Raw genomic sequence first — 23,161 nt, forward strand, 5'->3', positions numbered from 1 at the left:
CCGGTCTGCCGGTTTATTATTTTTTCATTTCCCCATAGGCGGCCTTACGCTCATCCAGCACCTGCTGGCCTCCGATCTTCAGGTATTCCTTAACGTAGGAATCGTAGGTATCACTGAATTTATCCGGCTTCGCCACGATGCTTTTCACGATAGCCTCAGTTGCCTTGGACTTGAGTGTATCGCCGTATTTGATCTCGGATTCAATCGGGCGCTCAAAGTGAGGCAGCGTATAGCCATCCTTAAGTGCGTACAGAATGGTCTGCTTCGACAATTCCTTGTAATCCGGCGTCTGGAGGGATGCAGCTTCGATATTCTTCTCTTCGGAACCGAAATCTTTACCGTTTGAGATGATAGCTATGTCAACGTTGTTATAAAATGTTTTCTTGGCCTCATCTGTCGTGATGGCCACCGGATACCCGTCCTGCAGCGTATAATGCTCGCCTTCATTACCGTTCTGGAGGGTAAAGAGAACCTCCGGCTGAGACATCCAGTCCAGATATTTAACCGCTTCTGCCGCATGCTTGCTTGTCTTCGGAATCAGGATATGCATGCCGACCGGGTCGTATAACGACTTCGGTGTCTTGCCTTCCTCATCCGTGAACGGGTCCATGGCTACATACTCAGCGCCGGGAACATTCTGCTTCAGGGTGTCGAACACCTTGCCCGGTCCCATTAAGTTGGCATGGGCGGCCAGAGCGGTGAATGCACCGACATAACCATTGGCCGTGTCGCTCTCGAATTGCTTGCCGTCCTTATCCAGCGCGAAGTCTGAATTGATCAGGCCTTCCGTGTTCATTTTATTCAGGAACTGAACACCTTCCTTGTAGCCCGGCTTCGTAATTTCCGGAATGTAGCTTGTAGATGTATAAGTATACGTCTCTTCTTCCGTCAGTTTCTTCACAAAGCTGTTGACCAGAACCAAAGGAGTTGTAATCGTTGTGCCGTCAATAGCGGTGAAATCGTATGGAATCAGCTTGCTGCCGACCTGTCCGGGATCCTTCTCTTTAAACGCTTTCATAGTTTCGTAGAATTGTTCAGTCGTCGTTGGAACCGGCAATCCCAGCTTATCAAGCCAGTCTTTACGGATATAAGAGGATTGGGTAAATTGCAGCGTCCGCTTGGCGGGAATGGTATACTGCTTGCCATCGAATACACCGTAATTCAGTACTTCATCTCCCAGGAACTTCTTCAGATTTGGTCCGTACTCATCGAGCAGCGGGCCCACCTCCGTTATTCCTCCGTCCTTCACATAGTTATAAATTGTATTCATATCATAGGTAAAGACAAGATCCGGAGCGTCGCCGGTGGCCATAAGCACATTGAGCTTATCGACTTCCTGATTACGCGGAACAGGCACAAATTCCATCTTGATATTGTTCGGATCGCCGAAGTTCTTCTGGATCCATTGTGTCCAATAGTTATTAGTAACCGGCCCAGCACCTGCTGGTGCATTGCCACGGTCAAACACTTCCACTCTCAGCGTAACAGCATCCTTGCTCTTTGTAGTCGGTTCTCCCCCGGAGGCCGGCGCTGAACCGGACGAGGAAGCGCCTTCATTCGAATTCGAATTGCCGGAACAGCCAGACAGCATGCCTGCCAGCAACAATGCCGATGCCGATGCCGCGAACCATTTCTTGTGCTTTGTTTTCACGATTATACTCCCCTTTATCTTGATATTGTGCTATATGTCTTTCAACTTCGCAAGTGCGAAGTGATCAACCGCTGCTCAGTACTGTTACCGCTTTCAACCCTTTCCAAAGCTTAAAGTGCATGGCAGTGTGCCTTACTCCTTAACAGCTCCGACCATGGTGCCCGATACAAAGTACCGCTGCAGCCAAGGATAAACAATCAGAATCGGCACGGTTGCGAACATAATACTGGCCGCCTTGATGCCTTCGGCAACAACTTCAGTCTGAATGGCTCCTTCTTGTGCCGTCAGATCCGTCACCATACTGTTCATCACCACCTGATACAGCTTTAGCTGAATGGGGTACAGATCCGAATTCGTAATATAAAAGAGGGCGTCCATGTAGGTGTTCCATCTGGAAACCGCATAGAACAAGCTGAGCGTCGCCAATACCGGCAGAGACAAGGGCAGAACAATCCGCAGCAGGGTACCGATATGTGAGCTTCCGTCGAGATAGGCCGACTCCTCCAGACTAGGCGGGATAGAAGAAAAGAAGGTCCGCAGGATAATCAGGTTAAATGCGCTGATCATTCCCGGAACGATGAGCGATGTCAGACTGTCCAGCATGCCGAGCTCCTTCACCAGCAGATACTCGGGAATCATCCCTCCGCTGAAGAACATGGTGAATATGATCAGCATCGAAAAGAAGGATCTGCCCTTCAAAGATTCCTTTGTCAGCGGGTATGCCGCGCAAATACTCATCACCATACTGAGTATCGTATACACGAGCGTCAGTACAATGGTTATTCCCATCGACTTCAGCATTCTGGCGTCCTCGAAAACAAGCTTGTAGGATTCCATGTTGAAGCCCCGCGGAAAAATCGTTACTTTATCGGAAATAATCGCTTCCTTGGAACTTAGTGAAACCGCGATAATGTTCAGAAACGGCAGGATACTCAGAAGAACGGTCAGTCCGATAAAAACCATAATCAGTACGTCCGATGCTCTGGTAGTCCTTTGAATTTTATTAGTTACTGCTCCACCTTCTACCATAGCCCCTGCTCTCCCATCTTCTTAGCAATTGCATTCGATCCAACGACGAAGACCAGTCCGACCAAGGCCTGGAAGAGCCCCATCGCTGTTGCCAAAGAGAATTGCGCCGATTGCAGACCTACCTTGTAGACAAAGGTACTGATTACTTCTGCATAATCCATAACGAGTGCATTCCCCATAACAAACGGGCGCTCGAAACCGATCGTCATGATCTTGCCAAGGGCCATAATCAGCATTACAACAATCGTTGGGCGGATTCCCGGCAAGGTAATATTCCACATTTTTCTCCATCTTCCGGCGCCGTCCACTTCGGATGCTTCATACAGCTCTTTATTGATCCCAGTGAGTGCTGCCAGATAAATAATCGTTCCCCAGCCGGCGCTCTGCCAGATCCCGGTTCCCAAGTACACGAGCAGCCAGTGATTCTTTTCTGTCAGAAAAGGTACGGATTCGAACCCGAGCGCAGTGATCATATTGTTCACAAGACCGCCGTTGTTCGAGAAAATTTGGTACACGAGACCGCCGATAATAATCCAGGAGATAAAGTGCGGCAGATACAGAATGGTCTGGGCCACTTTTTTAAACCAGAGGGTTCTGAGCTCATGCAGCAGCAGGGCCAGAATAATCGGCGCCGGAAAAGAAACAATCAAATCCAGCAGATTCAGCAGCAGCGTGTTGCGGACGACCGTATAGAATTGGCTCATCGCGAACAGCTCTTTGAAATTATCCAATCCGATCCACTCGCTGCCGCCTACCCCTTTAAAAATGCTATAATCCTGGAACGCAATCGCCGCACCGTACATTGGCACATACTTAAAAATAATGAAATAGGCAATAGGAAGAAGAAGCAGCAAATATAACTGATAATCCTTCCAAAACCCCTTAGCCTGCCGCTTACGCTTGACGGACTGTGGCAACACTTGTGTCTTGCTGTGCGCAAAACTCCGATCCATGTACATCCCTTCCCTTACAGTTTGCTTGACAGTTCTGTCTGCGGACCGTCCCGGCCATGCTCGGCCGGTTCGAATACCCACACTATACTCAGGCAGTACAGCACTCCACAATAGACTCATTTCCGGAGCATTAACCGAATTCCAAACCCTTGTACAGCGGGCATTTCCCCGCCTCTGCATGCATAAAAAAAATAACGCAGCTCCGCTTGGAGACTACGTTCAAAACCGGGAAAGCTATGATTTCGGTGCCGTTTGGAATCCGGCTCACTGTCCGGAATAGAGTCAATTCCTTGAATCCACTTCTGCATTCTGAAATTGATAGTGCTCATCAAGCCGTGACGTGACGGATACATTCTTCATGACCAGCACTTCGATATTGTAAGCTCTATATGGCTATAAAACTGATCGATATGAACCGCACCTCTGAACCAGTCGCAATCCTCACGCTCCAGACTATAATTAATCAGCGTACAATTCTCGCTTTAACCGACCCAACTATACGGTGGGGGGAGAAATCGCACAATAGACTCATTTCCGGCTGTATACCGGATTCCAAAAAGAAAGCAGCTAATTGCACATTGTGCAATTTTGCGCTTTGGGCAAGATTATGTTTTAATGGAGAATAGCATTAGGGTATTGTGAACATTAACTTCAGGGAAGGAGGGCGCATGAAACTTGAACCCCAAGCTCACACTGCGCGACAAAAAAAAGGAAGCTACCGCCTATGCTTTGGCCGAGGCTGCCTTTGAACTGGCCCTTGTGCAGGGGATGGACGGCTTCATCGTTGACGATATTGTCCAGCAGGCAGGCGTTTCCCGGCGGACCTTTGCCAATTACTTCTCGTGCAAAGAGGAAGCGGTAGCGGCGTATTTTATGAGCAGTGCTTCGAAAGAGGATCAGAACATGCTGTTGGCGGGCTTGCCTCCGGATGCAACGCCGCTGGACGCCTTATACTGCCTGCTTAAGCTGCAGTTCACTTCTGCATTTCTGCATAAACTGCGGCAGTTTGTGTCGCTGGCGAATCAGTATCCCACGCTTGAGCCATATATCCTCAGCGTATTCCACCGCTTACAGATTGCCGCACAGGAGGTACTGGAACGGTTCACCCACGGGCGTTATACCGACGGATATACCCACCTGCTTGCCGGAGCCGTCTATGGGGCCTTCATTCCGATTCTGGACGGACGGCTCAATGTACTACTGCCGGGAGAAGCACAGGATGAACGCTCCAGTGCCATATCGTTCGATCATTATTTGAATTCGATGTTTGGTTATTTAAGAAAAGGCTTCTAAACCAGAGATAAAAAGGAGAAACCATCACATGTCCACATTTCTATACCGATTGGGAAAATCGGCGTATTCCAAACCATGGGTTTTCCTCGCGGCCTGGATTATCATTCTCGGCGTTGTAGGCGCCCTGCTCGGCTTTAATGGCATCCAGTCCAGCTCCGAAATGAAGATTGAAGGCACTGAATCGCAAAAAGTGCTGGATATGCTGGCCGATGAACTCCCTGCTGCCGCCGGCGGCCAGGCGAGCGTCGCCTTTACTGCTCCGGACGGAGAACGTCTGGACACGCCGGAACGGGTAGCCCTGCTCCAGAAGGCTATCAATGAGGTCTACAGCATGGATTATATTATCAATCCTGCTAAGCTTGCCGCCGAGGCCGCCGCTGCTGCGGGTCAGGCTGCCGGTGCTGCGGGTCAGGCTGCCGGTGCTGATCCTTCAGCTGCTGCCGGTCAAGCTGCTGCTGCTGATCCTTCAGCTGCTGCCGGGCAAGCTGCTGCTGCTGATCCTTCGGCTGCTGCCGGGCAAGCTGCTGCAGCTCCTTACGGCCCGCTGCTGGCTGACGGTGCTCCGGTTCCCGGCGTCATGCTGTCCGCAGACGGCAGCATCGCCCTGTTCCAGTTCCAGTTCACCGTTCAGCAGACTTCACTGCCTTCTGACGTACCGGATAACGTCATCAAAGCCGTGACCGAAGTCGAACAGGCAGGCTCAGGCATCACCGCCATTCCGAGTGATTCGCTAAAGAGCACGCCATCGATCGGATCGACGGAAGCAGTCGGCGTAGTCGTCGCTGCTGTGGTCCTGTTCATTACGCTGGGCTCGGTTGTTGCTGCCGGCCTACCGCTGATCACTGCGCTCCTCGGCGTTGCAATCAGCGTCGGAGGCGCCTTTGCCCTCTCGAGCGTGATCCAGATGAATGACATTACGCCGATTCTCGCTGTCATGATCGGTCTGGCGGTCGGCATCGACTACTCGCTGTTTATCGTGAACCGGCAGCGCAGGCTGATTCTTGATGAGAATTTAAGCGCCCGCGAAGCGGCTAGCCGGGCAGTCGGTACCGCCGGCAGCGCCGTATTTTTCGCCGGGCTGACCGTTATTATCGCCCTGTGCGGCATGCTGGTCATCGGCATCGGCTTCCTGTCAACTATGGCGCTTGTTGCCGCAGTCACCGTGCTGATCACCGTCCTGCTGTCGTTAACCCTGCTGCCTGCACTGCTGGGTCTGGTCGGTGAGCGGATCTGCTCTGCCAAGGCCCGCACGAAGAAATCCGCCTCCGGAAACAAAGGCAATCACGGATTCTCACACCGCTGGGCGAACTTCACAGTGAAATACCGCTGGATCATCATTGTTTTGGTAGTTCTGGTGCTTGGAACAGCCGCAATTCCGGTAACGAAAATGGAGCTCGGCATTCCGTCCGGCGCCTCGGCCAACCTGGATACCCCGGCACGCCAAAGCTATGACATCATCTCCAAGGGCTTTGGCGAAGGATTCAACGGACCGCTGCTGCTGGTCGCCCAGCCGAACAACCCGTCCGATAAAATCTCCATGCAGACACTGGGCAAGCTGGTTCAGGAGCTGCAGATGCATGATAATGTCACGCTGGTGTCCCCAATGGGCGTCAACGCAACAGGTGATATCGCCATTATCAGCCTGATTCCAAAAACAGGCCCAACCGATACAGAAACAAGAGATCTGGTGCAGGAGCTGCGCGATCCCGCCTACAGCCTCGCATCAGAGAACAATATTACCCTTGGAGTGACCGGCTTTACCGCCATTAATATCGATATGTCCTCCAAGCTGTCAGATGCATTCCCTGTGTATATCGGCATCATTGTCATCCTGTCATTGATTATCCTGCTGCTCGTATTCCGTTCGGTCATTGTACCGGTCAAAGCGACAGTCGGATTTATTCTCAGCATTCTAGCTACCTTCGGTGTGACCACCGCCGTATATCAGTGGGGCTGGCTGCACTCCCTGTTCGGTTTTGATACCGGCGGACCGCTGCTCAGCTTCATGCCGATTCTGGTCACTGGCATTCTGTACGGTCTGGCGATGGATTACCAGGTGTTCCTGGTCAGCTCCATGCGTGAGGCTTACGTCCACGGGCGCCACGGCAACGAGAGCGTGGTACACGGCTACGATCTTGCCAGCCGTGTTGTGCTTGCCGCAGGCATCATCATGGTCTCCGTATTCGCCGGCTTTATCTTCGCCCCTGATGCGATGATCAAGCAGATCGGCTTCGCGCTGGCCTTCGGGATCCTGATCGATGCCTTCATCATCCGCATGACGCTTGTGCCGGCCGTCATGGCCGTGTTCGGCGACAAAGCCTGGTGGCTGCCGAAAGGGCTGGACCGTCTGCTGCCGAACCTCGATGTCGAGGGAGATAAGCTGATCGCCAAGCTTCATGCCGAGAGCGGAGACAAGAAATAACAACAAGGACGGCATAATGCCGTCCTCCCGAATTGTATAAAGAGCAGATCCTGCAGATGAAGTCCGCAGGATCTGCTCTTTTCATTTATTAAAAGCATATTTATGCACTGCGAACACAATTCCTGATGAGATTCCAAGCGACACTAACCACACTATCATATTTTGTATGGAGAACATGGACGGGTGAACACCAAAATCAACTCTTGATTGGGCAGGTTCTGTTGCAGTAATTTCATATGCATTTGTCATATCAGGTACATATTCTTTGGTCATTAACATCCCTAACCCAACCTGGATTCCGGTTGTAATCAGAAGAAAACTGAACGCATAGATCAAGCCGAGAACAAGGTACTTTATCATTTTCACCGCCTTCCTCCAAAAAGCTTGTTCTTATTATACACATTTTTACATTTCCTCGGCAGCAAGAACTGTTAGTCGGGGTAAAATGAGCCTTTCAGCAAATCTCCGTGAAGGACTGGGAGCGCTACTATCTGAAGGGTGAGATCAACGGCCAGGGCATCCTGTTCTATGCCTCTCCGGACGGGGAAGCATGGACAGCTATGTGCACACCGCTTGATTTCGGGACGCTATCGGATGAATACGGCGGTAGCACGGCTTCACAGGCTCCTACGCCGCATTATGTGCGCAGGATTTGGACCAGCAAGCTAAGAAGGCGTATTTTGATTATTTCGAGTATAAGGCAGCGGGAGAAGAAGACGGTTTGTGGATTGGTAAATAGAAAAATAAACGGCAGCCTGGGAACATTCATCATGTTCCCAGGCTGCCGTTTTTGGCTTAAGCTCTCCCCTTATGAAGATGCGCCTTCCAGCTCCGGGTGCATTTTCTTCACGGCCCGGAAGGCATCATCGGCCACTTTCAGCATAAAGGCGATGTCTTCCTCTGTCAGCGCCGCATTAATAAAGTGGTTCCACCGTCCACTCTTCTGGCAAAATCCACGAACTGGAATTTATCCCTGCAGTATCTGGGCTCCTTTTATTAAAACAGCAACTTATCCTCCAGTTACGATCGTTCACATTACAACGATATACCATGTACTTCTTCAAATAGAGGTTACGTATGATCCTCTTTAAGTCTCCACTCCCCCGTTGCCAATCACTGATTTATACCAGTAAAAGCTGTCTTTGGGCGTCCGCTTAAGTGTATTGAAATCCACATGGATCAGCCCGAAGCGTCTGCTGTAGCCGTCCGCCCACTCGAAATTATCAAGCAGGGACCAGGCGATATAGCCTTTGACCGGAACCCCGTCCGCCATGGCCCGCTTCAGCTGAATGAGATGCTGTCTCAGATAATGAATACGCTTCACGTCCTGAATCCTCCCCTCCACCGGATCACCGTCATAGCAGGCTCCGTTTTCCGTAATATAAATGGGAACAGGACCATAACGCTCCTTAATATGGACAAGCACTTTGTAAAGACCGCCAGGATAAATCGGCCAGTTGAAATCCGTCCGTTCATAGCCTTCGTCGATATCCTCCAGCTCAAACAGGCCGTTCCCCTGCTTATAGCGCCCCAGTGACCCCGTGTAATAGTTGATGCCCAGAAAATCGACCGGCTGCTGGATATCCTCCATATCTCCTGGTTCCACCCGGACTGCTGCCCCCATTGCCGCGAAGGCTGCTGCCATAAACGCAGGATATTCCCCCTTGAAAAGAGGATCCAGAAACCATTCCACCATCCAGCCTATTCTGCGGCGGCAAGCATTAATATCCTCCTCCCGGGAGCTGAACGGTTCCCGCCAGCTGACATTCGGAGCATAGCCGATCTGCCCGGGGACCCACGACTCCCGGAACAGCTTCACGGTTCTGCCGTGGGCAAGCATCAGGTGATGGGCTACATCAAGCGCGCTCTGCAGATTCTGTTCACCGGGAGCCAGATCGCCGATATAGTGGGCCTTAAAAGACACACACCACGGCTCATTGAAGGTGGTCCAGAACTTGATTTTCCCCTTGAAGGCCTTGAACATCGTCTCTGCGTACCTGACAAAGGCCTCGATGGTATTACGGTTCTTCCAGCCGCCCGTGTCCTGAAGCGCCTGCGGAAGATCCCAATGATACAGGGTACAGAATGGTTCGATTCCGTTCTCCAGCAGCTCATCGATCAGACGGTGATAATAATCCAGGCCCTCTTCATTGACCGCTCCCGTCCCGTCCGGGAAAATTCTGGACCAGGCTATAGAGAACCGGTAGGTGCGCAGACCCAGCTCTTTCATATAAGCGATATCTTCTTCGTAGCGGTGGTAGCTATCACAGGCAGTATCCCCGTTGTCACCGTTACGGATCTTGCCTGGTGTATGAGCATACGTATCCCAGATTGAAAGGCCGCGCCCCCCCTCATTCCAGGCTCCTTCAATCTGATAGGCTGCCGTAGCCGCCCCCCAAAGAAAATCCTCCGGAAACTGTATTGTTGACAATCCTATCACTCCATTTCCTTATAGATAAAATAATCAAAGTCGGCATATCTGCGCGTCCCTCCCAGATCCTGCACACACATGCCTATAAATGTCCCGGTGAATCTCAGCGGCTCCTTGGCTTCATCGGAGAGATGGGCAATATTGATCTCCCCGCCGACGGGAGACCAGCGGCCGGCTTCAAAGGCATAATAGAACTGCAGGACTTCACGGTTGACTACAGCCTTCAAAAAGACCGGACCATCTGTCGGCAGCAGAAGATCCTCCTCAAGCAGCTCATCATACATTCCCCGGTCAGACTGAATAATCCCGATTACTCTGCCGTGCTGCTCAAGATGCGTGATCCGCAGGTACACATAATCTTCCGTGTTGTAGTAGAGAATGAGGCCGGCCATCTGCTGGAAGCTCTCCGGTTCGAACTCGATTACTGTCTCCGCTTCAAAGCGGAACGCCTGCTGCCGGCGGGCAACCAGGCTCTGCCTGTGACAGGAGCTCAAGGATTCCCTACCTGCCAGCCGCAGGAAGCCAAGCCGCTCACTCAGTGAGAGCCAGTCCGGGTCCGGCGGAAGCCGCAGCGTATTCCACTGATTGCCCAGCAGCGGTTCCTCGAAATCATCCCTCTCCGGCTCCGGCTCAAACGGATGAAGCGGCAGTTGCGGAGCCTGCACCTGAGCAGACGGAGTATTCCCGCCCCCTTCCAGCCGGAGCCAGCCCTCTTCGTCCCAGTAACACTTTTGCAGTGCGGTCTCCCGGCCCAGCATACAGTGGAATCCGTCCACAGGTCTTGCGCATAGATGAGCCATATACCATTCACCGGACTCCGTTTCAACAAGTGACCCGTGACCAGCCTTTTGGAGCTGCAGCTCCGGACTACCGCTGCTGGTCAGCATCGGATGATGAGGATCAACCTCATAAGGACCCAGTAAGGAAGCAGAGCGGGCCACGGTAACAGCATGCTTGTACCTCGTTCCGCCTTCCGCTGTAAGCAGGTAATAATAACCGTTCCGCTTGTAGACATGCGGGCCTTCTGTAAAGCCGATTTCAGTGCCTTCAAAAATTGTTATGACCGGACCAATCAACCGTCCTTCCTCCTGCGAATATTCCTGAATGACGATACCCCCGAATTTGTTCTTCCCCTTGCGGAAGTCCCACCGCATATTGAGCAGCCATTTTCGACCGTCTTCATCATGGAACAGAGACGGGTCGAACCCGCTGCTGTTCAGATAGACCGGCTCCGACCACGGTCCTTTTATGTTCTCTGCGGTCACCAGATAATTATGGGTATCCTTGAATGCACCCTTATGGGACTTCACGTCGGTATAAATTAAATAAAACAGGCCGTTGTCATAGGTCAGGCAGGGCGCCCATACCCCGTCGGAGTCTCCGTTGCCCCGCATATCCAGCTGGGATACCCGGTCCAGCGGCCTCTTCAGCAGCCTCCAGTGAAGCAGATCCCTGGAATGGTGAATCTGCACGCCCGGAAACCATTCAAAGGTGGAAGTGGCGATATAATAATCATCCTCTACACGGACAATCGAAGGGTCGGGGTTAAATCCGCGCAGTACAGGATTAATAATGGTGTTCAAATTACATTCTCCTCCTTCTTTTCTTCAGACGAAATGGCAGTCAGCAGTCCGTGAGCGGCATAAGGGTGACAGGACCGATAAGCCCGCTTGGCTCCTGCTGGGCGAAGGAGGACAGGAAATCCTGCTGGTCTTTTGCGAGCGTATTGGTAACTTCTATTACGAGGCGGTTCGTTCCTTTCCGGACTAAACCCGTGACTTCCATCCGGTACGGTGGGCAGAGGCTAAGGCCAGCGTGATTGCCATTGATCCACACCTCCCCCGTTTCATAGACTTCTCCCAGTTTAAGCAGCACCCTGTCACAGGAACGGTCCCACTCGAATTCCGTCTCATAACGGAAGGTTCCGGAAAAGCCGGGCAGCACATTCCGCCCGCTCCTATTTGTCAAAGCGTTTAATTGTACCGGAGCTTCAAAGTTAGGGTAGGACTCCGCAGCTGCAGTGGCCACAGTCCACTCCCCTTGCAGTTCAAGTTCCGGCCCGTCCGCCGTCCACTGCCGCTCCGCAGGATAATCTGTAAGCGCAGTACTCTGGAGCAGCACGATGGATTCATACGGATGAAGTACAAGCTCTATTGTTCTATAACCGGGTATAACTGCCGCCTCCAATATGGCAATCTTATTCAGGAACGCATCATAAGCGTAGATTCCGCCCTCCCCCTCAAACGGAAGCGTAAGCTTGGTCGAGATAACCTGATGAGGGCTTTCGTTAAAGAACATAAATACATCTGCATCTTCATGGATATAGTGATAATTGCGGAGATACGGCTCGTTCCCGTTCACTTTGACCTCATAATAGCCATCTGCAATAAGATCCTCTGCTAGCGTGCTTAATCCGGAAAGCTTCACATTCGGATTGTCGGAAAGCGATTTCAGCGTATCCGAGATCTCAGTACCTTCACTGGAACGTATCGGCAGTCCGTCTACAAAATACAGAGGTAGTCCCTGCCCGGCAAAATCGGCCAGACGCCGCATCATCTCTTCCGGGAGTGCTTCTGCATACGGGATAATGAAACAGCTGTAATCCTCAAGGTTAACATGCAGTTTATTATCCTTGACTACGGCTGCATCCAGCAGAACATCAATGGGAAGCACTTCGCAGTCGATTTGACGCTGCATTAATTCCTTTACTGGTTTGTGAAAATACATCGCTTCCCCTGACCACTCGGCTTCCGCATGGTACAGCACGGCTGCAGTCGCCACATGCCTTCCGCCGGAAATCAAATGGCTGATCCGGTTGATGTACTTGTTCAGATAGCCATAGTAACGGTACTGCGGGTTTTTCCCGCCAGCATACATATGCGGTCCGCAGTCCGGGTCCGGAAAATCCTTCTGTGTAAAGGCATGCGGAACAAATTGGTTCACGCCGCGGACCAGCATATGGTCAGTAAGCCACTTCATCAGCTTAAGTCCTTCGGTCCAGCCATAAGCTCCGTACACCTCGCACATCGTCCGTCCCTGTTTTTTCGGATCGATGTGGCCGAGTGATACACCAAGCTTAGCCAGGCCGTAGTGGAAGAACTCACTGTCCGTTACTCCTGAAGCAGAGCGGAAGGACAGCTCATCAAACCCGGGAACAATCTGCCACAGTACTACATCCAGGCCAGACATGTCCTGCCCCCAGAGTGAACGGAAGAAGTGCCCTGCTCCCGGGCCGAGTCTGGCGTGGACGTTGTTGTCTTCAAGCACATGTCCGATGTACTCGACCCCTCGGGCTCTGCACCACTCACCGAGCTGGCTGCAGAAGTTCTCTGCGTACAGCTTGCTGACAATATTCATATAGACGTATCGGATACGGCCCGACTGCTCTCCTGCATCATGCCAGAGCAGATACAGGTGCTTACGATAGTCTTCACCTAAAGCCTGCTCAAGCAAGGCAGGCATTTCACTGCTCCAGGGGAGCGACAATCCTGCTTTGCCGGGCCTGGAATTGAAGTCAAACGTCGTCTTGTCGTTATAAAAGCCCGGTTCATCCGAGAAGAAGCCGACAAAGGTATGGCCGAAATCTGCCTTATAACGATCATAGACCGCCTCGTAAACCGTATCGAGCAGAATCCGGACGGAATCACGGTCAAGCGGGTTCAGATAATCCTCCTGCTTCTCACTGCCGCCCTGCTTATCCTCCGAAATCACAAATACCCGCCAATACCCTTCCGGGATGTCCCAGTACAGGACACCTTCATGTACGAGTCCAGTGAGGTCAACGGATTCACCAATCAGTGCTCCACCGGATGGATCGCGGCGGACCGCAGTAACGGAGATCAGCTTGTTTTTGCCGCTTGCATTGTCTCTCAGGGAGATGGTCGGCCGGAGTCCGGTCATCAGCAGCGTATCTACCAGCAGCGATGCCTCCGGGGCAGGTCCGAGCGTATCAATGTAGCGTTCGCCCAAAAACCTGCGGTGAAGCTCTTCCGGTGCTTCCTTCACCTTTCCCGCCGCATGGCCTGTCGGAAAGTGGTCATCATCCAGCAGCCATACCTTCATCCCGCGCTTGCGGGCCTCATCCATAATAATATCCATATCCAGCCACCACTTCGGTCCGAGAAAATCAGGATGGGGCCGGGCTTCTATACATACCGCTCCGATTCCGGATTCATGGACACGGGCCATCTCTTCGCGGATTACCGCTTCTTCCTCCCCATGCTGCCAGAGGAAAGGAAGAATATAATTATCCTCCCGGCCTTGCAGCACTTCCGTTACACGACTGCTCATAAATACCTCCTGCATGATCTGATTCTTTTATTGTACTTCTGCTCCCGGTTAGCCCGGATTACAATATCCGCCCGGCCTGCAATCGGACCGGGCGGATAACCGTACTATTGCTTCACTTTGCTGTACCATTCTCTGGCGCGCTTCGTAACCTCATCGCCGCCCGATTTATTCCATTTCTCTACAAACTCATCAAATTTCTCGATTGGATACTGTCCGATGATGATCTTGGAGGCATATTCGGCGTAAAGTGTCCGGTTATTAATGTCCGGGTACCCGTCATATACACTGGCCGGCATCCCGTCACCGGCAATGACCTTGGCATACTGCTGTGCGTCCTGCATATTCCGGGTAACCTGGTCAATTGCCCACTTACTGTCTTCCGATACCGTGCTGTTAAAAAGATCGATGGTAAAATCCAGGGTGGATACGCTTGTAGCCGGATTAAGAATCTGGTTCTCCTGTGTGCTCTTGTCATCCGGAAGCTTAACAGCTTTGCCCTCCTTCATGGTGTAGTGCATGCCCTCTACACCCAGGAACAGGTCTTTCCAGTTGTTTTTATCGTACATATTGTTAAGCAGCTTGAGCGTGGCCATCAGCTTCTCTTCATCCTTATTATTTTTAAGGACCCAAAGAGGAGAGGCAATTTTTTTCATTGTGTAGAAGCCCTTATAACCCTCAACTTCAGGTATAGGAAGGACGGAGAATTTAGCCTTAACGCCGGTGTTCTTATACATATTCTCGAAAATCAGATTACCCTGCTCTACCCAGTGGAAGTAATTCCCGACTTTGTCCGCCTGAATTTTCCCGTCCCACTTGTCCTTGCTGTTCAGCAGCGACTCTTTGTCAATTAGCCCCTGCTTGTACAGCTTAGCAATAAACTCCAAGGCCGCTCTCATATTTGGGGTTACCGCAGAATAAGTCAGCTCGCCATCGTACATATCCCACTCCGGATAGCCCTCAAACATCGCTACGCCATACATCGCAAACAGATGATCCATCCAGCGCGCCTGCTCCCGGCCGCCGGTCGGTATTTCGTCCTTCTGGCCATTGCCGTTTGGATCCTGGTCCCGGAAAGCCTCCAGCACCTTCACATATTCATCCTGGGTCTTGGGCATTTTCAGCCCCAGCTTATCGAGCCAGTCCTGGCGGATCAGGCCGGCATATCTGCCGTATTCGACCACATTAGGAATATAATAAATTCGTCCCTGACCCGTAGGGTCGTTCGCCTTCACCACGTTCCAGATCTCCTCCGGAATGGCCTTCCATACGTTCGGCGCATGTTCAGGCAGCAGCTCGGTCAGATCGGCAATCGCTCCGTTCTTCGCCAGGCTGTCTTCCAGTCCCTGCTGGGGCACGAACAGATCCGGCATCTCATTCGCGGCAATCTTCAGGTTCAGCTGATTGAGATAATTGGTTCCTCCGTTCCATTCCACATACGGGTTGATGACACCAACACCCAGCTTTTCCTTATAGAGCTCATACAGCTTGCTGCCCTTGGTGACCGGCTGATAGCCGATGTTGGTACCCCACACTTCAATATCCGTAATTCCCGCTTCACCGGGGCTTTGATTCCGGGAAGCATTTGTGGAGCCCTGGGAATCGCTGTTGCTGCCTCCGCAGCCTGTCAACGCAGTAACTGCAAGTACACCGGCAGCAAGCAACAGGCCGCTTTTTCTGAAATTCATATATGTCCCCCTATAATTTATAATTTCAACCTTTAACCGAGCCTATCATTGCTCCCTTGACAAAATACTTCTGCAGGAAAGGATATACCACAATAATCGGAACTATTGCAAAGATTACTGTTGCCGCTCTTAACGTGCGCTCATTGTAGTTCAACTGAGCTGTTGATGCGGCACCTGACATAATAACGCTGTCGTCGGTGATGAACTGGCGGATCTTGATCTGCAGCGGGAACCAGTTGGTATCCTGCAGGAAGAACAGCGGATGTTGGAACTGATTCCACAGCACTACCCCGTAGAACAGGGCAAGCGTCGCAAGCACAGCCTTGGACAGCGGAAGCACGAACTGGAAGAGCATCCGGAAGTATCCACAGCCCTCCAGAAAGGCAGCTTCCTCAAGCTCCTTGGAGAATTGCTTGAAGAAGGTTCTCATAATGATCAGATTGAACGGATTCAGGATATGCGGCACGATCAGCACCAGCGGATTATCATACAGGCCGATCCCGCGTACCGTCAGGAAGTAGGGGACAATCGGCGCTTTGAAAATCATGGCGACAACGACAGCCATCATGATGACCGAGCCCCAGCGGAACTCCGGCTTCGACAGCGGGTAAGCGAACAAGGCTGTCATCAGAAGCGCTAGTATGGTTCCGATCAGCGTGGTGCTGAGTGTCAGAAAGAATGATTTCCACAGATCCGGGCGGTCAACAATGTACTTCCAGGAATCAAATGTAAATTGCTTCGGCCACAGCGTGACCAGGTTCATATCTACGGCGCTCTTAGAGCTTAAGGAAGTTGAAATAACCGACAAAAGCGGTATGAGCGCTATAATAGAGAACAGGATAAGCAGGCCGGTAATGACTGCTCCGAATGTTTTTTCGCTTTTTGATGCAAGCATACTACCAGAGCCCCCCATCGGAAATCTTATTGGACAACTTGTTGAATGTATAGACCATAATAAAACCAATTACGGATTGGAACAGTCCGACTGCCGTTGCGAAGCTGTACTGGCCCTGCTGTATCCCTGTCCGGAATACATACGTATCCAGGATATCCCCTACATTGTAGGTCATCGGCGTCAAGAGGTTATAGACCTGATCAAAGCCGAGATCGAGAAAATTCCCGATATCGAGCAGGAACAGAACAAGCACGGTGGGCAGCAGGATCGGGAAGGTAATATGCCGGATCTGCCGGAATCTTGAGGCACCGTCGATCATCGCCGATTCATAGAGCTGCGGGTCAATCGCACTGATAGCCGCCATGTAGACCACGGTTCCCCAGCCCGCATCCTTCCAGATGGAAGCCAGTACGTAAATCGGTCTGAAGTATGCGCTTTCCTGCATCGCCAGGACAGGTTCGGTACCGAACCATCCAAGGATAATGTTGAACATTCCGCTTAAAGAGAAGAAATCGAACAGAATGCCGCCTACGATAACCCAGGATAAAAAGTGCGGAATATACAGGGCAGTCTGAATGCCTTTCTTCAGCGCCGATTTCCGGATTTCATTGATCATCAGTGCTAGCAGCACGGGAACCGGAAAAACAATCGTAAGTTTGAATAATCCCAGCAGCAGCGTGTTGCTGAATACTCTCAGGAAGTCTGGATGCTGCAGCAGAGTCTCAAAATGCTTGAACCCTACCCAGGGACTGTCGATAAATCCCCTGAACACGGAATAGTCTTTGAAGGCGATTACAGCGCCGGCCAGCGGAATAAATTTGAATACGATGAGAAATATCATTCCCGGAATCGCCATCACATACAGCGGCCAGTATACCTTCATTTGATGAGATGCAATAGATTTCAAAGTGTCCCCCCCAATATCTTGTTGTTGAATTCGTTTACAATGTAACTATATGCTCAGTCCGGCGGGGTCTCAATCGGGCGTTTTTAAGTTCCTACCGGGTCATTTTCAATACAATCACCGGCTTTGTATTCCATATTCATTGGATTGCTTATATACGTCATTCACTCCACGTTCCTTTCCGGACAAATAAATCCGCCCGGCAGAAGACTATGCCGGGCGGATCATAGCGTTAATACATCTATTTCTTAACCTTGGCGTACCATTCTCTGGCCCGCTTCGTTACCTCTTCGCCTCCTGACTTATTCCATTTCTCTACGAACTCGTCAAACTTGCTGATCGGATATTGCCCCAGGATAATCTTGCTGGCATATTCCACATAGAGCGTACGGTTGTTGATGTCCGGGTAGCCTTCATACACACTGGCCGGCATACCGTCACCGGCAATGACTTTGGCATATTTCTGGGCTTCCTCCATATTGCGGTTAACCTGATCAATTGCCCACATGCGGTCTTCCGAGGCAGTACTCTTATTGAGATCCATCATGAAATCAAGCGTGGATATTTTGGAATACGGATCAAGAATCAGATTTTCCTGTGTACTCTTGTCATCCGGCAGCTTCGTCGCCTTCCCGTCTTTCATCGTATAGTGCATGCCTTCTACGCCCAGGTACAGGTCTTTCCAGACCTTCTTGTCATACATATTGTTAAGCAGCTTCAGGGTAGCCATCAGCTTTTTCTCGTCCTTGTTGTTTTTCACTACCCAGGCAGGAGGCGTGAATCTTTTCCACGTGTAGAAGCCTTCATAGCCATCAACCTTTTGCACAGGCAATACGGTGAAATTAGCTTTTACACCGGTATTCTTGAATAAGTTCTCCAGAGGCAGATAACCCGACTCCACCCAGTGGAAGTAATTCCCCACCTTATCGGACGTAATCTTGCCTTCCCATTTGTCCTTCGTGTTCAGCAGTGATTCCTTGTCGATCAGACCTTCCTTATAGAGCTTGGACATAAACTCCAGAGAGGCTTTCATATTCGGAGTAACCGCAGAGTAGGTCAGCTCACCGTCATAAATATCCCAGTCCGGGTAGCCCTCAAACATCGCTACTCCATACATCGCGAACAGATGGTCCATCCAGCGAGCTTGCTCGCGCCCGCCTGTGGCAAGCTCATCCTTCTGTCCGTTGCCGTTCGGATCTTCATCCCGGAAGGCTTCCAGCACTTTTACATACTCTTCCTGTGTCGTAGGCATTTGCAGGCCCAGCTTGTCGAGCCAATCCTGGCGGATCATGGCGGAATACCTTCCGTAGTCCACCATTCCCGGGATGTAATAAATCCGCCCTTGGCCGGTAGGATCATTGGCCTTGACGATATCCCACATATCCTGCGGAATGGCGTTCCACAGGTTCGGCGCATATTCAGGCAGCAGATCGGTCAGATCGGCAAGCGCACCGTTTTTCGCCAGGCTGTCCTCCAGACCCTGCTGGGGCAGGAACAGGTCCGGCATCTCGTTGGCGGCAATCTTCAGGTTCAGCTGGTTAAGATAATTTGTGCCCCCGTTCCACTCCACATACGGATGAATGACGCCGACGCCAAGCTTATCTTTGTAGAATTCGTACAGCTTGCTTCCCTTCTCTATCGGCTTGTAGCCGATATTGGTGCCCCAGACTTCGATGTCAACAATCTCATCCCCGCTGGCGGTCTGGTTCTGGTTCTGGTTCCCGTCCTGGCTCTGGCTCTGGTTAGCCGCGGCATTTCCGGAATTGTTGTTATTACCGCCGCAGCCGGTTACCGTTGTAATGGCAAGGGCACTCACTGCAAGCATCAAGCCGATCTTTTTAAATTTCATGTTCTTCCCCCTTAACAGACTATTTCGTGAATCCGCTTACAATAAAATGATATATTCAGCCCTACCTCTCTACAATTGGGCATTTTTAAGTTTAAACATGCTATTTTTAACATAAAAACCACTCCTGAAAGGAGTGGTTTGCCCGAAATTACCCACTGGGCAGATTCCGGCGGAATTCTCTGGGCTTGCAGCCTGTCAGCTTCTCGAACATTCTGGCAAAATGCTGGGTATCTGAATACCCGACCATCTGGCATACTTCATAGACCTTCAGGTCGGTATTCTCCAGCAGCTCCTTCGCCTTATCGATCCGTATCTGGGTCAGGAAATTGAGATAATTATCCCCCGTCTTCCGTTTGAACAGCTGGCTTAAATAATAGGGGCTGATAAAGAACCTCGCTGCCAGATCAGCCAGACTGATCTGCTCATTATAATGCTTGGAAACGTACGTCTTAATTTCAGAGATGATGTCTTTTTTCTGAGACAGATTATGCTCCTGCTTGAAATGAATAATCCCCCGGATGACCTGGATCATCCACTCCTCCAAATAATCCAGTGTCTGAAACCGCGAGATGCCCTCCAGCGACAGAATATGCCTGCCTACCCGCTCGTTCTGCTGCAGCTGCTGAAAGGAAAGCTTGCGGATGCTGGACAGCAGAATGCTCAGGCACCACTGCTGCAGCTCCGCCGGATTCATCCCCGGTTCAGCTGTCATCCCCCTGAACATTTCCCGGATAATGGCCACACATTCCTCTTCATTCATATTGTCCAGCGCCTCTTCCAGCCGGATGATCTGCTCTTCGGGAACCGGCTGGCTGCGGCGGGTTAGCTGCATAATTTCACTGTAGGAGATGACCGGGTCCCCTCCCTTGATCACCTTATAGCTCAGTGCATTCCGCGCCTCTTCGAAGGACTGGCTGATTCCCGAAGCCCGCTTATATACAGTACCGATACCAATACTGACAGGTAGCTCCAATTCACGGGCTAAAGCCTGCTTCAGGCCCTGCACCGCATGGAGCAGCCGCACGTAAGGAAGGGTACTGTTATGGGCAATTACTATGGCTATCTGCGGCCCGAAGTAGCGGAAGCGGTATACTTTGTGGTAATGCCTTAAGGTCAGGTCGATCTGCCGGAAGAGCGGCTGGAAGCCAATCTCCTTAAGCTTCTCGGTGCTGCCGCCGATATCAAGCAGAACCGAATTGAACCAGATGCCTGAGGTGGGGATTTGCGCTTCCCGCAGCAGCTCCTCCACCAGCTCTGTGTGTTCAGGTCCGATATCAATAATGTCACGCAGCGTCTCCTCCTGAATACGGCTGCTCACTTCGTGCTTCAATTCATCCAGCTTCTGCAGTCTCATCCTGTCAGCACGGATCGTCTCCATGACTTGGATCACGCTGCTGCGCAGCTCCTCCTCCTCAACCGGCTTGTTGATGTAGAATTGCACACCCAGCTTCATTCCTCTTCTAGCATACTCAAAATCAGCATACCCGCTTAACAGGATAAACTTTGTGTTAACACCGGCTTCATTTACCATTTTAATCATATCCAGACCATCCGCTATAGGCATCCGGATATCCGTAATCACAATATCAGGCTGCAGCCTCTGAATCAGGTCGACCCCTTCCAGCCCGTTGTATGCTGACCCGACAACCCTGCATTCCGGAAGATAGCGGCCGATAATCTTTTTAATGCCCTCCACAATGCCTTTCTCATCATCAATCAAAGCAATTCTCATTCCTGGTCCCTCCCGCTTCTTGGAATCAGGATTTCAATGGACGTTCCATCCTGTATTCCGGCAATAATCGTCAGATAATATCTGTCTCCGTAATGCAGCTTGATGCGTTCTGCGATATTTTGCAGGCCGAGCCCCTTCTCCGGCTGTTCATTCACATCCTCCAGCTTATACTTATGCAATTCTGCTCCGTCCAGGGCGGCAAGAAGCTGGGATCGCTTGTCCAGACTCATCCCGGCACCATCATCTGTTATCCGGAATAACATCTCTCCTTGCTCCGTCCAGCGGCCCTCAATGGTAATGGTCATGATCCGGCTATAGTCTTCAAATCCATGGTTGATGCTATTCTCAACGATCGGCTGGAAGACCAGAGGAATGATGCTGCAGTCCAGCATTTCATCAGGTAGGTTAAGCTCCAGCCGGAAGGAGTTATCGAACCGGATATTCTGCAGCTGCAGATAATTTGCTGTGTATTCCAGCTCATGCCTTACCGAATGGAGCCTGCCTTCTTTATTTAAGGTCAGCCGGAACATGCGTGCCAGAATTTTAATCATGTCTGCCGTCTCGTCATCATCTTTAACCAGTGCCTTCATCCGGATGGATTCCAGGGTATTGTAGAGCATATGGGGATTGATCTGATTCTGCAGCGCAATAAATTTGGCCTGCCGCTGTTTGATTTCCCCGATATATACGTCCTCGATCAACGTGCGGATAGTTATAATCATTTTGTTATAGCTGTGTACGAGGCTTCCGATCTCGTCACCCGTCTGCTCTTTCTCGATAGCGAGATATTGCCCGACCTCTGCCTGCTTCATGCTTCTGCGGAGTGCCTTGATCGGTCTCGTAATCGTATAGCTTAGACCGAAGGAGAAGAGAGTAATAATCAGACAGCTCATCAGAATGACGATGACAGTCATGCCCTTGATCTGATTAATTTTCTTCAGCAGCTTTGAGCGGGGAATTTCGGTCTTGATAAAGAGCTCTCCCTGCGATGTGCTGCTAAGCAGTACAATATGGTCCTTATCTTCCTTATCCTCGATATACTCCTGGCCAGAATCAAGAACCTGCTTCCAGGAGATTTTACCGCTGGCAGCATCAGAGTGGTACACAATCTGCTGCTGTAGATTCGTTATCACTACACTTATACCGTACTTGTCCCGGGCCAGAATGAATTCATGATCGAGCTGCAGCAATGTAAAAGGATCCAGATCTATCAGCAGCATCCCCGCATAGGCACCGTCAGAGCTGAACAGCACTCTGCCTGCAGTTACTACCGCTCCCTCCCCTTTATCCTCATAATAGGAACGGTCATGCAGTCCGGTAATAAAGAAGGTCTCACTGGAATTACGAAGCCTGGTGTACCACTTCTGGGCAAGCAGGGCATTCTCATTGATCTTATTGGTAGAATTACTGAACTGATATACGCTGTTATCCCTGCTGACCAGCATCACACTGCTCATTTCTGATTTGAGCAGGGCCACCCGCATCAGCAGCCGCTGCACCGCCAACCTTTGATCAATCAGTTCGTCAAAGGGCAAATTCCTGGCCTCACCGAGACTGTAAATTATATCGTTATCAACGAGAACGGATTTCGTAACTTCTTCATATTCTTTCAGAAATTCATTCAGAGTCGTGCGAATCTGCGACGTATACAGCGAGGCGAACTCCTCAGAGGAGTCCTCCAGCCCCCTGGCAGACTGCTGAAATATGAACGCGCTTACAAATAACAAGGGAATAACGCACACCAATACATAGCCCAGCATTAACTTATTTTGCAGTTTCATACTTCTTATTCTGACAACGAACTTTTGCATCCCGTGTTTGAGCATCATAGGTGACCTGCCTTCGTTATTGTTCCATCTATATCATAGGATGTAAGCATCCTTGAATTCCTCTACATGAACTATACTATTATCAGTATATAATTACATAGGGATTTTTAATTGTTTTCAAGGGTATTTACTGGAATTTCCCCGCCGTTTATAAAATACCTGAAGCCGGGCCCCTTTCGGACCCGGCTCATTTAGGCT

The 23,161-nt window shown here is 50.9% G+C and carries 16 protein-coding genes; 3 read left to right on the top strand and 13 right to left on the bottom strand.

Annotation, left to right across the window (positions count from 1 at the left end):
* Positions 1-16: 16 nt before the first annotated feature.
* The 3 genes from QU597_RS20700 to QU597_RS20710 all read right to left on the bottom strand — a co-directional run bounded on the left by QU597_RS20700 (position 17) and on the right by QU597_RS20710 (position 3,633).
* Positions 17-1,651: an extracellular solute-binding protein gene (locus tag QU597_RS20700; RefSeq protein ID WP_310829638.1), complete on the bottom strand. Its 1,635-nt coding sequence runs from the start codon at positions 1,649-1,651 to the stop codon at positions 17-19.
* A 132-nt stretch (positions 1,652-1,783) separates the two neighbouring features.
* Positions 1,784-2,680 (bottom strand): carbohydrate ABC transporter permease, encoded by an 897-nt coding sequence (locus QU597_RS20705; protein ID WP_370656204.1) that lies wholly within the window; start codon positions 2,678-2,680, stop codon positions 1,784-1,786.
* Complete coding sequence (locus QU597_RS20710; RefSeq protein WP_310829639.1) at positions 2,674-3,633, bottom strand: ABC transporter permease; 960 nt, start codon at positions 3,631-3,633, stop codon at positions 2,674-2,676. The genes QU597_RS20705 and QU597_RS20710 overlap by 7 nt, the downstream gene beginning before the upstream one ends.
* Positions 3,634-4,308: 675 nt before the next feature.
* Here QU597_RS20710 and QU597_RS20715 point away from each other — a divergent pair.
* Both QU597_RS20715 and QU597_RS20720 read left to right on the top strand, forming a co-directional pair.
* Positions 4,309-4,926 carry a TetR/AcrR family transcriptional regulator gene (locus QU597_RS20715; protein ID WP_310829640.1) on the top strand — a complete coding sequence of 206 codons (618 nt, stop codon included), beginning with the start codon at positions 4,309-4,311 and terminating at the stop codon, positions 4,924-4,926.
* Positions 4,927-4,954: 28 nt separating this feature from the next.
* Positions 4,955-7,348: an MMPL family transporter gene (locus tag QU597_RS20720; protein ID WP_310829641.1), complete on the top strand. Its 2,394-nt coding sequence runs from the start codon at positions 4,955-4,957 to the stop codon at positions 7,346-7,348.
* 81 nt (positions 7,349-7,429) lie between these two features.
* Here the strand turns inward: QU597_RS20720 and QU597_RS20725 are convergent, their stop codons facing one another.
* Positions 7,430-7,714, bottom strand: coding sequence for a hypothetical protein (locus tag QU597_RS20725; RefSeq protein ID WP_310829642.1), 285 nt, complete (start codon positions 7,712-7,714; stop codon positions 7,430-7,432).
* A 286-nt stretch (positions 7,715-8,000) separates the two neighbouring features.
* Between QU597_RS20725 and QU597_RS20730 the strand changes: the two genes are divergently transcribed.
* Positions 8,001-8,087, top strand: a complete 87-nt coding sequence (locus QU597_RS20730) for a hypothetical protein (protein ID WP_310833370.1) — start codon at positions 8,001-8,003, stop codon at positions 8,085-8,087.
* A 348-nt stretch (positions 8,088-8,435) separates the two neighbouring features.
* On the opposite strand, the gene QU597_RS20735 is transcribed toward QU597_RS20730, so the two are convergent.
* The 9 genes from QU597_RS20735 to QU597_RS20775 all read right to left on the bottom strand — a co-directional run bounded on the left by QU597_RS20735 (position 8,436) and on the right by QU597_RS20775 (position 22,915).
* Positions 8,436-9,779 carry a GH1 family beta-glucosidase gene (locus QU597_RS20735; RefSeq protein ID WP_310829643.1) on the bottom strand — a complete coding sequence of 448 codons (1,344 nt, stop codon included), beginning with the start codon at positions 9,777-9,779 and terminating at the stop codon, positions 8,436-8,438.
* A gap of 5 nt (positions 9,780-9,784) precedes the next feature.
* Entirely contained in the window at positions 9,785-11,362 is a 1,578-nt protein-coding gene (locus QU597_RS20740) for a glycoside hydrolase family 43 protein (protein ID WP_310829644.1), read from the bottom strand.
* Positions 11,363-11,402: 40 nt separating this feature from the next.
* Positions 11,403-14,069, bottom strand: a complete 2,667-nt coding sequence (locus QU597_RS20745; RefSeq protein WP_310829645.1) for a glycosylhydrolase-like jelly roll fold domain-containing protein — start codon at positions 14,067-14,069, stop codon at positions 11,403-11,405.
* Between the two features lie 104 nt (positions 14,070-14,173).
* Positions 14,174-15,754, bottom strand: coding sequence for a type 2 periplasmic-binding domain-containing protein (locus QU597_RS20750; RefSeq protein WP_310829646.1), 1,581 nt, complete (start codon positions 15,752-15,754; stop codon positions 14,174-14,176).
* A gap of 25 nt (positions 15,755-15,779) precedes the next feature.
* The gene (locus QU597_RS20755) at positions 15,780-16,649 is read right to left on the bottom strand and encodes a carbohydrate ABC transporter permease (protein WP_310829647.1); all 870 of its coding nucleotides are present in this window, start codon (positions 16,647-16,649) and stop codon (positions 15,780-15,782) included.
* 1 nt (position 16,650) lies between these two features.
* A complete protein-coding gene (locus QU597_RS20760) occupies positions 16,651-17,556 on the bottom strand; it encodes an ABC transporter permease (protein ID WP_310829648.1) in 906 nt (301 codons plus the stop codon).
* Positions 17,557-17,794: 238 nt separating this feature from the next.
* Positions 17,795-19,402: a type 2 periplasmic-binding domain-containing protein gene (locus QU597_RS20765; RefSeq protein ID WP_310829649.1), complete on the bottom strand. Its 1,608-nt coding sequence runs from the start codon at positions 19,400-19,402 to the stop codon at positions 17,795-17,797.
* 148 nt (positions 19,403-19,550) lie between these two features.
* Positions 19,551-21,134, bottom strand: a complete 1,584-nt coding sequence (locus tag QU597_RS20770; RefSeq protein ID WP_310829650.1) for a helix-turn-helix domain-containing protein — start codon at positions 21,132-21,134, stop codon at positions 19,551-19,553.
* Positions 21,131-22,915, bottom strand: coding sequence for a cache domain-containing sensor histidine kinase (locus QU597_RS20775; RefSeq protein ID WP_310829651.1), 1,785 nt, complete (start codon positions 22,913-22,915; stop codon positions 21,131-21,133). Before QU597_RS20775 ends, QU597_RS20770 begins: the two co-directional genes overlap by 4 nt.
* Between the last annotated feature and the right edge of the window lie 246 nt (positions 22,916-23,161).

It is taken from the genome of Paenibacillus pedocola, from assembly GCF_031599675.1.
Lineage (GTDB): Bacteria > Bacillota > Bacilli > Paenibacillales > Paenibacillaceae > Paenibacillus_AQ > Paenibacillus_AQ pedocola.